Here is an 11,879-nt window from a genome sequence, read left to right as displayed (position 1 = left end):
CGTGAACCATCGGGTGTCTGACACCCGATGGTTCCGATGGTTCACGGTTGGATCGCGTGTTCTGTAATCTGGAACCGTTCCGGATGGCGGAATCACAGGCTCGGCGAGGAGACCGCATTGGGTGCAGAACGACGTGGGCGACGGACCGGCGGTCGAGCCGGGCGCGCTGCGGAACGAGCGGCTCACGCTCCCACGATTCCGCCGTACCTGACACGCAGCATTCCGCCGTACGAGATCGTGGGTACGGAAGCTCTCGAGATCATCGAGCACAACGCCGACACGATCCTGGAAGAGGTCGGCGTCGACTTCCGCAACCATCCACGTTCCCTCGAGCTGCTGCGCGATGCGGGCTGCGACATCCAGGGAGAACGCGTCCACTTCCCACGGGGACTCTGCCGGTCGATCGTTTCGACGAACGCTCCGTCGCAGTACATGCAGCACGCACGCAACCCGGCCCGCAGTGTCGAGATCGGTGGCAACAACACCGTGTTCGCCCCGAACTACGGGTCGCCGTTCGTGTTCGACCTCGATCGTGGTCGCCGCTACGCGAGCATCGAGGACTTCGAGAACATCGTGAAGCTGGCGTACCTGTCGCCGCATCTCCACCATTCCGGCGGGACCGTGTGCGAGCCGGTCGACATCGCGGTCAACAAGCGTCACCTCGACATGGTGTACGCACACCTCAAGTACAGCGACAAGGCGTTCATGGGATCGGTCACCGCCGGCGAGCGCGCCGCCGACTCGATCGAACTCGCGCGGATCGGCTTCGGCGGCGACCTGCGCGGTGAGGACGGAGCCGAGCGCACCGTGCTGTCGTCGCTGATCAACGCGTCGTCACCACTCGTTTGGGACGACACGATGCTCGACGCGGCCGAGACGTACGCCGCCGCGAACCAAGCGTGCATCATCTCGCCGTTCATCCTGTCCGGAGCGATGGCGCCGACGACCGCCGCCGGCGTGGCGACGCAGACGCTCGCCGAGGCCTTGGCGGGCATGACGTTCTGCCAGCTCGTCCGTCCCGGCGCACCCGTGGTGTTCGGATCATTCGCATCGTCGATGTCGATGGCCACCGGTGCCCCGACATTCGGCACTCCGGAGCCGGCGATCGTGCTCTACACCGTCGCCGCGCTCGCCCGGCGGCTCGGCGTGCCGTTCCGCTCCGGCGGATCACTCACCGCGTCGAAGCTGCCGGACGCGCAAGCTGCCTACGAGTCCGCTGCGACGATCCAGCCGACCCTGATGGCCGGGGTGAACTTCGTGCTCCACGCCGCCGGCTGGATGGAGGGTGGCCTCGCGGTGGGCTACGAGAAGTTCATGCTCGATGCCGACCAGCTCGGCATGATGATGAAGCTCGGCACAGGGCTCGACATGACCGAGAACGGGCAGGCGATCGACGCTCTGCGCGAACACCAACCCGGCGAACACTTCCTCGGAACCGCACACACGCTCGCCAACTTCGAGACCGCGTTCTACCGCTCGACGATCGCGGACAACTCCAGCTTCGAGCAGTGGACCGAGGACGGCAAGACCTCGGCCGCCGAACGGGCCAACACCGCGTGGAAGGCCGCGCTCGCCGGCTACGAAGCCCCACCGCTCGACGACGCCATCGACGCCGAGTTGATCGACTACGTCGGCCGCCGCAAGGCCGAGATGCCCGACCAGATCGGCTGACCGACACGCGGTTCGTTCGTCGCACGCAACAGCGCCGCCAACCCCGCGCTGCCGAACACGGCTGCGCCGACGACCATCGGCGTCACCGATCCATCGATCCGACTGTCGACGACCGCAGCGAGCAACGCCCCCAGCCCGAGCTGTGCCACACCGAGGATCGCACTCGCCGTGCCCGCCTTGTCGGCCATCGGCTCCATCGCCATCGCCGACGCCATCGGGTTGATCACCATCGTCATGGCGTTAGCGACGACCGCCCAGGCGAACCACACCCACACCGAGGGCATCCCGTCGGCTGCGATCGCCACCGCGACCATGCCCACGGTGACGACGACGAACAGCAACGCGGACGCACGGACCATCGAGCGCATTCCGAACCGCTCGATCAATCGGTTGTTCAGCAACAGCGCGACGGCCATCCCGACCCCGGAGAGTCCGAAGAAGACGGTGAACTGACTGTCGCGCCCGTACACCTCATCGAGGATCGGTTGGGAGCTGCCGAGCCAGACGAAGAAGTACGCGTTGAACAGGGTCGAACCGACGAGAGCCCACAGGGTGACCGGCGTCCTGACCACCGCACGGAACGCATCGACGAACGGTCCGAATTGCATCGGTCGGCGGTACTCGGTCGACATCGTCTCGCCGAACCGAACCGTCCACACCAGTGCGGCCGCGGCGAGCAGTACACCGACCAGGAACACCGCGCGCCACGTTCCGACGAGCAGGATCGCCTCCCCGACGAAGGGGACCAGGATCGGGCCGATCAGGAAGACCGCGGTGAAGGTGGCGACCACGCGTGCCATCCGGCTGCCTTCGTACAGGTCGCGGGCGATCGCGAAACGTAGGACCGACGGTGCCGACGCACCGAGTCCCCACACGAAACGGGCGGCGAGCAGCGGGCCGAGAGCCGGCGCGAGGGCGCTGGCGATCGCGCCCAGCCCGTACAGCACGATCCCACCGGCAAGCACGTTCCGACGCCCGAACCGGTCCGCGAGAACGCCACACAGCACCTGACCGAGCGCCATCCCGGCGAAGTAGACCGTCCCGGTGATCGCCGGACTGACGCCCTGCGCGTCGAGGTCGAAATCCGTCCGCAACTCGTCGAACGCCGGAAGTGCCGCGTCGATTCCGAAGGCCATCAGCACGCCGATGAACGCGAGGAACGCGATGACGGACCGGTCGCTCCGGACCACCCGTTGCGTCTCGGTCGGCGTGTTCACCGGCGCACCATAACGACCGACACCGCCGACCGTGGCGGAACGAGTCCGACCCGTCGTGCAACGGGTACGGTCGGGACATGTCTGAGGTCTTCCATCTCGATCTGACGCGTGACGACCTGGCAGGCGCACGGTTGGCGATCCTGCCGGGCGACCCGAACCGGGTGGCGCGCATCGCCGAACGACTCGACGACGCGGTCGCCCTTGCGTCGACTCGCGAGTTCACCTCCATGCGCGGGACACTCGACGGGGTCCCGCTCGTCGTCTGCTCGACCGGGATCGGCGGACCATCGACGTCGATCGCCGTCGAGGAACTGGCCCAGCTCGGCGTCACCACGTTCCTCCGCATCGGAACCACCGGTGCGATCCAGCCTGACATCGAACCGGGCGAAGTCATCGTCACGACCGGTGCGGTCCGCCTCGACGGTGCGAGTTTCCACTTTGCTCCCGCAGAGTTTCCGGCAGTCGCCGACTTCGACTGCACCACCGCGCTCGTCGATGCTGCCCGGCACGCCGACATCGCGATGCACGTCGGCATCACCGCCTCGTCGGACACCTTCTATCCGGGCCAGGAACGCTACGACACGGTTGCCGGCAGGGTCACGCCTCGTTTCCGCGGGAGCCTCGACGAGTGGCAGGCACTCGGGGTCCTGAACTACGAGATGGAGTCGGCCACCCTGTTCACGATGTGCTCCGCGCTCGGCCTCCGCGCCGGATGCGTGGCCGGCGTCCTCGTCAACCGCACCCGCGAGGAGACACCGGCGGCCGACGCGTCGAAGCAAGTCGAGGCGGCCACGATCGGTGTCGTCGTCGACGCGGCGCGACGCCTGCTCACCGGTTGACGGGATCCACCCTGGGTGGCTGATCTCTCCGCGTTGAGTCGGAGCGCGGGGCCTGGTCGGCTGCGTTCCGTTTCCGAGTCACGCCGTCACGCCAACGGATCTCCACCACCGGGCGGTGGGTCGACAGCCGACCGATCGTTCTCACCGTCGGCCCCACCTGCTCGACCCCGGATCCCGACGAAGGCAGCACCGGCGAGCGCCAACGCGCCAGCCGTGGCAGCGATCGCCAACGCCGTTCCGTTCGACGAGTCCCGGCCCGTCCCGGCGGCGGCCTGACCCGCGGTTCCGGCGGTGAGCAGCTCCCCCGATGCCGGCACGGTCGTGGGTGCGACCTCGACCGGAACGACGGAAGTCGGCGCCGACGGTGACGTCGCACCAGCGTCCGTCGGTTCGACAGCCGTGGCAGCGACCTCGGTCGTGGTCGGAAGCACCGACGTCGTCGGCGCGTTCTCCGACGACGTCGAGACCGGCGGAACCGTCGTCGTCTCCGCCGGCGGCACGGTTGTCGTCGTCGCAATCCGGGATGGTCGGAGGGCGTCGACTTCGCGCTGCACATTGGCCACGAGGTAGGGATAGAACGTGTCGCCCGGGCAGGCGGTCTGGCTCATGTCGCGATGACCGGAGATCGTCGAGGCGGTGACGGCCGAGCCCTCCGGCCAGCGGTTCGATCCCCGCGAGACGAAGGTCGTCTGGGCTCCGTCCGATGTGTCGATCGAGTAGCGGTCCGCGAGCCACGCCAACGTCGCGTTCAACGACGCCAGTGCCGGGGCGGTCGGGTTCTGCGCGGTGAAGTCTCCGAGCAGGCAGACCAGCTGGGCATAGCCCTGACTGCCACCGGTCGCGGACGCCTCGACGGGGCCGGCGAGGCTGCCCGCTCGAGCTTCGTACACCTCCCCGTTCTGATCGATGAAGAAGTTGTACGCCACATCGGGCCAACCCTTCTCGACCGACGTGTGGAAGTCGTAGACACCGCGCATCGTCCCGATCGGATCGGCGCCGTTGGCCGATGCCGTGTGGTGAACGAGCAGGAACCGGACATCCTCACCGCGCAGTTCACCGACCGGAGGGCGGTCGTCGCCCGCCCACACCGCTCGCGGTTGAATCGTCAAGCCCCTCGGTGCCCGTGCGTCGACCGGTCGTCCGAGCCCACCCGCTATGGCGACAGTCGCCGCCCCACCCGCGAGCGAGAGCGCCTGTCGCCGTGAGATCTTCGGGGCGCACGCCTCACACATCGCGTTCCCCGTTGAAGCGTCCGGTCAGCCGGCGGCTTCGACGGTGCAGTGCAGCTCCTCGCCGAAGTCGATCAACGTGCCGGGAACGACCACGACCGGCTCGCCGCTGCGCACTCGGCGACGCTGCTGACCGGGGAGTTCGACCTCGGTGCCGTTGGTGGACTGGAGATCCTCGAGCACGATTTCGCCGTCCTCCACCCGCACTTCCGCATGCGTCCGGGACAGCCCCTGCCCGGGACCGTCGAACTTCATCAAGTGCGGAAGCTCGCCCTCCACGTCACCGGAGACCTTCGGGTTCCGACCGATCAGGACGCTGCGGTCCACCTCGATGCGCACTCCGTTGGAGAACGCCAACACGCCCCAGGACGCCGATGCGGACGCGACGTCGCCGTCGTCGGCCGCCTCGACAGCAGGAGCCTGGGTCTGATCGAAGATCGAACTCGCCGGGCCGTCGTCGGCTCCGAAGATCACCGTTGCGGCCGGGGGCGGGGTGCCGGCCCCCGGTGCAGGTGGTCCTCCCGGTTGGGGGCTCGCGGGGAGAACGTCGGACGGCGGAGGTCCCGGCTGGGGGTCGGCCACCTGCGCATCGACGGGCTGGGGCGGAACGGACTCCGACGGCGCGGCGTCCTCGAGGTCGAACCAGTCGTCACCGTCACCCGAACTGTCGGCGGGCTCGACCATCGCGAGCTCGACATCGGCGTCGGCATCGAGCTCGGTACTCGGATCGTCCACGAGGTCGCTCTCGGCGGGCGATGCCCACGCCGGGGTGTTCGACCATCCTTCCTCGGCCACCGATGCATGGCCGTCGGCGACGTCGAAACGACGGCTGATCGACCGCGCGGGAACCGAGCCCGCGAGGACGGCGAACGCCTCGGTCGAGAGGTCGGATGCAGCGTCGTCGACCGACGGCGGCAGCATGATCGTGATGGCGACGACGTCGGCGACGACCTCCTCGATCCACGTGCGCACACCGGATGCATCGATCTCGTGCACGTCACCCGACGACAGCTCCGCGGAGATCGACGCTCGTCCACGCGCGACGACGCGGACGTTGGCACCCTCTGCCTGAACGATCCCGAAGTCCGGGAGCGCTTTCAAACCGGTGGACGACAGCTCATCGAGGACATCGTCGAGTGGAGCGTCATCGGCGACGAGACCCCACAATCGCTCACGAGTGGACGGGTTGTCACGCTCGATCAGCCCGACGGTGTGCCGCGCGACCAAGCCGACATCCGAACCCGGCTCGAACGACGAGGTACCCCACTCCAAGGATGGTTCGGTCGCGGTCGAATCGGATTCTGCGGCGTCGGGGTTCGTGTGGTCGGGCATGGCCTACACCTCCTGCAGGCTGTGGCTGCGGTTGGGGGATGATCAGGATGGATTCGTCTGCTCCCATGCTGCCGCATCCGGAGCCCCCGGTGGGCGACCCACGACCACTTCGACTTCACCGGTGGGGTTGCCCTGGGCATCGAGGTCGGCGGTGCTGTGGTCGCCTTCGACGGTCATCAGAAGAAGCGGGGAATCGAACCGTCGACCAGGCGCGCGACCCAGATCCCGATGAGCAGCACAACGTTGATGACCGCCAATGGAGTGACGACCCGACGCCATTCGACCTGGGTACCGATCCACCGGACCACGCCGTACACCGCCCCCGCGACGACGACCTGAACCGCCAGGAGCACCAACCACGGGTGGTCACTCCACGCGGCGCCGAACTGTCCACGCGTGAGGTGCCGAGCCGACCGGGTCATCCCACACCCCGGGCAGTAGCCACCCGTGCAGCGCCGGAACAGACACAGTCCCGGCCCGTCGTCGGTCCCGGCTGCGTCGAGCGCGAACACCGCCGCAACCGCCGCGACCACCACACCGACGGGCGACGCGACGAACCGCGCAACACCCGATCGAGGAGCGCGAGGTGGCCCGTGGTCGTGGCGAGGGTCGGAGTCGAGCAACGTCATGGGTGGCCACCGAACCGCCGAGCACCGGGAGAGGGGTGCGGTGGCTGGAAAGCATACGACACACCCGGTGGCCCTGGTGGCGCGTTGGTGATGTCGTAGCGAATCAGGAGCGACAGGTCGAGAATCCACAGGATTCCGGCCGCGATCCGGCCGGATGCTCAGCTGCCATCGAGCATGGCCCCTGCGATGATGAGCGCGATCCAAACCGCGGCGAACGCCAGCCCGACGATTCCCACGATGAACGCGGCCTTGGCCGTGGCCCGTGTCGTCGGGTCACGCTCACCCCGATCGACCCCCTTCATGGAGGTCCACCCCATGATCGTGCCCGGGATCGAGAGCAGCACGCCGCCACAGCAGACGAGGACGAGGCCCGCGATCGACAGGCCGAGAGCCCAGCCGTGCATCGTGCTCCTCGGGGAGTACGCGCCCGCGGTGCCGTACGGCTGATAGCCGACCGGGGCCGCGACCGGCGGCGGACCGTACCCCGGCTGCTGGTAGCCGACGGGTCCGCTCCTCGCGGGTGCCGAGATGGTGGGCGCAGCCGTGGGTGCGGTGCGAGGAGGGTCGCGACGCTGTTCGGTCCACTGCGAACCGTCCCAGAAGCGCTCGCCTCCGGTGCGCTCGACGTCGGGGTACCACCCCGCCGGCGCTGCTCCTGCCCCCATGTCCCATCCTTCTGCGTCGTGGACGCCGTCGCGACCGCCTGGCGGGAGTCTGCCCGTTCGCGCTCATCGGCGCAAGCGCCGCCGGACCCGACTGAGGTGCCTCAGGCGAGGGTGGCGGCGATGAGGTCGAGGTGATCGAGGTCGGCGAGATCGAGCACCTGGAGGTGGATGCGTTCCGCACCTGCCTCGTGCCATCGCTCGACCGTCGCGCGCAGCTCGTCCGGGGTGCCGGCGGCGCCGTTCTCGCGCAAGTCGTCGGGTTCACGGCCGATTGCCGCGGCGCGGGCTGCGAAGTCGGACTCGTCGACACCGACGCACACGACGAGCGCTGCCGAATAGGTGAGCTCGTCCGGATCGCGATCGATCTCGTTGCAGGCCTCGCGGACGCGGTCACGCTGCTCGACGAAGAGATCGAGCGGCATGAATGGTGTGTTGAACTCCGTCGCGTGACGCGCCGCGAGCGCCGGCGTGCGCTTCTTGCCACCCCCGCCGACGATGACCGGAATCGGATCCTGAACGGGCTTCGGCAACGCCGGTGACCCCGAGATCGGATACAGCGGGCCGTCGTGATCGAACCGTTCACCGACCGGCGTCGACCACAGACCGGTGATCACGTCGAACTGCTCCTCCAGCCGGTCGAATCGTTCGCCGAGGTCGGGAAACGGAATTCCGTACGCCTCGTGTTCCTCGGTGTACCAACCCGCACCCAGGCCGAGTTCGACGCGGCCACCCGACATCTGGTCGACCTGAGCGACGGAGATCGCGAGAGGTCCCGGAAGTCGGAACGTCGCGGACGTGACCAGCGTGCCGAGTCGGATCGATGTCGTCTCCCGGGCGATGGCGCCGAGCGTGACCCACGCATCGGTCGGACCGGGCATCCCGTCTCCGTCACCCATCGAGAGGTAGTGATCGGAACGGAAGAACGCGCCGAACCCGAGCGATTCTGCGCGACGCGCGACCGCGAGCAACTCGTCGTAGCTCGCTCCCTGCTGGGGCTCGGTGAAGATGGTGAGATCCGCAAGGTTCATACGCGGAGCCTACGGTCGCGTCGGTCAGCGGGTGACGACGACCTTGCCGTAGGTCTTGCGATCGGCCAGATCTTGCAGCGCCTGCGCCGCTTCGTCGAACGCGTACGGCGGGTACAACGGCGGAGCCACGGTCCCCTCGGCCGCCATGTCGAGCAGCGTGCGCATCTGGTCGCCGAGCGAGTCCGGGAACTTTGCGAGCGACGCTCCCCAATGCACGCCGACGATCGAATAGCTCTTCAGGAGGGCGTGGTTGGTCTTCACCTCCGGGATCCCGGCGACGAAACCGATCACCAGCAGTCGTGAGTCCCATCCCATGCAACGGCGGACCTGGTGGAAGGTGTCGCCACCGACCGGGTCATACGCCACGTCCACCCCGCCACCTGACGCTTCGCGCACGGCATCGACCCAGTCAGGGTTCTCACGATGGTCGATCACCACGTCGGCGCCGAGTTCGCGCACGAGGTCGACTTTGGTCGAACCACCGGCGATGGCGATCGTGCGCGCTCCGGCCGCCTTTGCCAACTGAATCGCAGCGGTACCGGTGCCCCCGGCCGCACCGGTGATCAACACCGTCTCGCCTGCCTGGAGCTGCGCCCGATCGTGCAACGCGTACAGCGTGGTGCAGTAGTTGATCGGGATCGCCGCCGCGACCTCGGCGGAGACACCCTCCGGCACCGGGAACGCTGCCGTCGCGGGATGCACGACCTGTTCGGCGAGACCGCCACTGCCCAGGAACGCCACGCGCTGACCGACCTCGACGTCATCGACCCCGCCACCGACCGCCGCGACGCGGCCGCACGACTCGCCACCCGGCGTGAAACCCGGACCCGACTTCACCTGATACTCCCCCCGGCACTGCAACACGTCCGGGAACGCGAGACCGACCGCTTCGACATCGATCAGGAGCTCGCCCGGGCCGGGAGCGGGAGCTTCCTCATCGACCAGCCGGAGCTGCTCGAGGGGGTCACCGAGTTCTTCGAGTCGCCAGATACGCATGCCCCCAACGTATTCGGACGAGCGACGCCGGACCCAGGGGGACGGCCGAGCCGCCGGTCGTCTACCGTCCGTCGCCAGAGGAACGAAAAACTCGAGAGGGGACATCGATGAGGCGAATCGCACTGGCCGCGGCCGCGCTGCTGATCGTGGCGGCATGCAGCAACGGATCCGACGAGGCGTCGACCGGCGATGAATCGGCGCTCGACACCGCAGCCGCCGACACGGACGCACCGACCACGGATGCACCGGGCGCCGCCGACTCGACCACACTCTCGACGGAGGCCCCGGTCACCACCTCGGCGACGACCGAGCAACCGGAGGACGACGGATTTGCCGGCACGGTCGACCTCACCGTCGAGAACCCCGATCGCTGCGAAGTCGTCGGCGAGTCGTGCCTGCTGCCGTTTCCCTCCGACGCGCTCACGGTCGCAGACGACACGACATCGACGGGACGGCGAGTGAACCTGTCGTCGGACTCGATGCCGGCGAATGCGGAGGGGACACCGATCGACGTCGCTCGCACCAACCGCAACGACGGGTTCAGTCCGGGAAGCGCGGCACTCGTGCTGGTGCCCGGTGTCGATCCGGAAGCATCCGGCCTTCCCCCGATCACCGACATCGCCCGTTCGATGAACGCCGAGTCGGCGAGCGTGATCGTCGATGCGACGAGCGGCGAACAGTGGCCCCACTGGGCCGAACTCGACGCCAACACCACCGACGAAGCGCGCCGAGGTCTGTTCCTCCGGCCCGCGGTCAACTACACCGAGGGCCACCGGATCGTGATCGGACTCCGCAACCTGGTCGATTCCACCGGCACCGCGATCGAACCGACCGACGCCTTCGTCGCGTATCGGGATCGCCTGGAAACGGACGTTCCCGAGGTCGAGGCACGCCGCGAGTCGATGGAACAGATCTTCGCGGACCTGGAGACGGTCGGGGTCGAACGCGACGAGTTGGTGATGGCGTGGGACTTCACGGTCATCTCGACCGAGAACCTCACCGGACCACTCCTCCACATGCGCGACGACGCGTTCACGCAACACGGAGACGCCCCGCCGCCTTTCTCGATCGCGTCCGCCGTGGAGGACCAAGAGGACGTCCCCGGACGGATCATCATCGACGGCACCTACGAGGTGCCGCTCTACCTGGAGGCCGACGGCGCTCCCGGGACCGGACTGAATCTGCTCGACGGCTCCGACCTCCCGACGGTGAACGGCACCCTCACGGCTCCGTTCCGCTGCCAGATCACTCCCGCGTCGTCGGGAGCCGAACCGGGCGCCGGCCTGGTCTACGGACACGGCCTGCTCGGCACCGAGAGTCAAGTCACCTCCGCTGGCCCGACGCTGGTCGCGCAGAACCACAACTACGTCGTGTGCGGCACCGCGCTGATCGGCATGTCCGAGGAGGACGTCGGCAACGCGGCGGCGAGCCTCGTCGACCCGAGCAATTTCTCGACCCTCGTCGACCGGTTGCTGCAGGGCCATCTGAACACGCTGTTCCTCGGCCGGCTGATGAGACATCCCGACGGGTTGGTGTCGGATCCGGCGTTCCGGACCAACGCCGACGAGCCGCTGCTCGACACGGAGGAGTTGTCGTACTACGGCATCTCCCAGGGCGGGATCATGGGTCCGGTCGCGACCGCGGTGTCGACCGACTGGGACCGCGGAGTGTTCGGCGTGCCGGGTGTGAACTACTCGACACTGCTCAATCGGAGCGTCGACTTCGACACGTTCCAGCAGATCCTCGATCCGGCATTCCCCGACGAACTCGATCAAGCGATCGTGCTGCTGACGATCCAGATGCTGTGGGACCGCGGCGAGGGCAACGGCTACGTGAACCACTTCCGCGAACCGCTCCCCGGTCTGAACCAGAAGTACGCGCTGATCCAGGGCGCGCTCGGTGACCATCAGGTCGCCAACGTCGCGATGGACGTCATGGCCCGATCGATGGGCGCGTCCGTCGGTGCAGGCGCTGCCGACGTGCGGTCGACTGACGTGGAACCGTTCTGGGGAATCGACCGAATCGACGCCTACCCGTTCGACGGGTCGGCGACCGTGATGTTCGACAGCGGGACCCCGCTCCCACCGATCACGAACACGCCACCGCGCGACGGAGTCGACCCGCACGAGGACGTCCGCCGCGCGCCGGCCGCCTACGACCAGATCGGCGCGTTCCTCCAACCCGATGGTGTGGTCGTCGACACCTGCGAGGGCGGTCCCTGCATCATCGAACCCCGCGAGTAGCGGTGCCATCGGGTGTCAGACACCGGATGG

Annotated in this window: 11 protein-coding genes; 3 read left to right on the top strand and 8 right to left on the bottom strand. The window is 68.0% G+C overall.

The genetic code is table 11. The annotated features are described in order from the left end of the window. Window positions 1–117: 117 nt before the first annotated feature. Window positions 118–1,671, top strand: a complete 1,554-nt coding sequence (locus tag ON45_RS05435) for a trimethylamine methyltransferase family protein (RefSeq protein WP_040492579.1) — start codon at window positions 118–120, stop codon at window positions 1,669–1,671. Here the strand turns inward: ON45_RS05435 and ON45_RS05430 are convergent. Continuing rightward, window positions 1,626–2,888: an MFS transporter gene (locus ON45_RS05430; RefSeq protein WP_148288536.1), complete on the bottom strand. Its 1,263-nt coding sequence runs from the start codon at window positions 2,886–2,888 to the stop codon at window positions 1,626–1,628. The genes ON45_RS05435 and ON45_RS05430 overlap by 46 nt on opposite strands. Before the next feature lie 77 nt (window positions 2,889–2,965). On the opposite strand from ON45_RS05430, the gene udp reads away from it, so the two are divergent. Beyond that, window positions 2,966–3,727, top strand: coding sequence for a uridine phosphorylase (gene udp, locus ON45_RS05425; RefSeq protein ID WP_040492567.1), 762 nt, complete (start codon window positions 2,966–2,968; stop codon window positions 3,725–3,727). Between the two features lie 86 nt (window positions 3,728–3,813). Here the strand turns inward: udp and ON45_RS21115 are convergent, their stop codons facing one another. From ON45_RS21115 to ON45_RS05395, 7 genes are all read right to left on the bottom strand, one after another. Next, window positions 3,814–4,836, bottom strand: coding sequence for a peptidoglycan recognition protein family protein (locus ON45_RS21115; protein ID WP_158412217.1), 1,023 nt, complete (start codon window positions 4,834–4,836; stop codon window positions 3,814–3,816). 147 nt (window positions 4,837–4,983) lie between these two features. Beyond that, window positions 4,984–6,288: an FHA domain-containing protein gene (locus ON45_RS05415; RefSeq protein ID WP_040492565.1), complete on the bottom strand. Its 1,305-nt coding sequence runs from the start codon at window positions 6,286–6,288 to the stop codon at window positions 4,984–4,986. Window positions 6,289–6,330: 42 nt separating this feature from the next. Next, window positions 6,331–6,465 carry a hypothetical protein gene (locus ON45_RS23870; protein ID WP_277619162.1) on the bottom strand — a complete coding sequence of 45 codons (135 nt, stop codon included), beginning with the start codon at window positions 6,463–6,465 and terminating at the stop codon, window positions 6,331–6,333. Beyond that, the gene (locus tag ON45_RS21110) at window positions 6,465–6,917 is read right to left on the bottom strand and encodes a DUF2752 domain-containing protein (RefSeq protein WP_051062531.1); all 453 of its coding nucleotides are present in this window, start codon (window positions 6,915–6,917) and stop codon (window positions 6,465–6,467) included. Before ON45_RS21110 ends, ON45_RS23870 begins: the two co-directional genes overlap by 1 nt. A 158-nt stretch (window positions 6,918–7,075) precedes the next feature. Then, a complete protein-coding gene (locus ON45_RS22415; protein WP_051062529.1) occupies window positions 7,076–7,582 on the bottom strand; it encodes a DUF2510 domain-containing protein in 507 nt (168 codons plus the stop codon). A 101-nt stretch (window positions 7,583–7,683) separates the two neighbouring features. Continuing rightward, window positions 7,684–8,610: an LLM class F420-dependent oxidoreductase gene (locus tag ON45_RS05400; RefSeq protein WP_040492563.1), complete on the bottom strand. Its 927-nt coding sequence runs from the start codon at window positions 8,608–8,610 to the stop codon at window positions 7,684–7,686. A 24-nt stretch (window positions 8,611–8,634) separates the two neighbouring features. After that, the gene (locus ON45_RS05395; protein WP_040492562.1) at window positions 8,635–9,606 is read right to left on the bottom strand and encodes an NADPH:quinone oxidoreductase family protein; all 972 of its coding nucleotides are present in this window, start codon (window positions 9,604–9,606) and stop codon (window positions 8,635–8,637) included. A gap of 107 nt (window positions 9,607–9,713) precedes the next feature. On the opposite strand from ON45_RS05395, the gene ON45_RS05390 reads away from it, so the two are divergent. Beyond that, complete coding sequence (locus ON45_RS05390; RefSeq protein ID WP_051062528.1) at window positions 9,714–11,849, top strand: hypothetical protein; 2,136 nt, start codon at window positions 9,714–9,716, stop codon at window positions 11,847–11,849. The last annotated feature ends 30 nt before the right edge of the window (window positions 11,850–11,879 follow it).

This window comes from Ilumatobacter nonamiensis YM16-303 (assembly GCF_000350145.1).
GTDB classification, from domain to species: domain Bacteria; phylum Actinomycetota; class Acidimicrobiia; order Acidimicrobiales; family Ilumatobacteraceae; genus Ilumatobacter_A; species Ilumatobacter_A nonamiensis.
Note: the sequence above shows the minus strand (reverse complement) of the source record. Positions and strands in the feature narration are given on the sequence as shown.

Bases quoted from the DNA above. Each gene is read 5' to 3' on its own strand.
- udp (WP_040492567.1), top strand. From the start codon at position 2,966: ATGTCTGAGGTCTTCCATCTCGATCTGACGCGTGACGACCTGGCAGGC.
- ON45_RS05415 (WP_040492565.1), bottom strand. From the start codon at position 6,288: ATGCCCGACCACACGAACCCCGACGCCGCAGAATCCGATTCGACCGCG.
- ON45_RS23870 (WP_277619162.1), bottom strand. From the start codon at position 6,465: ATGACCGTCGAAGGCGACCACAGCACCGCCGACCTCGATGCCCAGGGC.
- ON45_RS21110 (WP_051062531.1), bottom strand. From the start codon at position 6,917: ATGACGTTGCTCGACTCCGACCCTCGCCACGACCACGGGCCACCTCGC.
- ON45_RS22415 (WP_051062529.1), bottom strand. From the start codon at position 7,582: ATGGGGGCAGGAGCAGCGCCGGCGGGGTGGTACCCCGACGTCGAGCGC.
- ON45_RS05400 (WP_040492563.1), bottom strand. From the start codon at position 8,610: ATGAACCTTGCGGATCTCACCATCTTCACCGAGCCCCAGCAGGGAGCG.
- ON45_RS05395 (WP_040492562.1), bottom strand. From the start codon at position 9,606: ATGCGTATCTGGCGACTCGAAGAACTCGGTGACCCCCTCGAGCAGCTC.
- ON45_RS05390 (WP_051062528.1), top strand. From the start codon at position 9,714: ATGAGGCGAATCGCACTGGCCGCGGCCGCGCTGCTGATCGTGGCGGCA.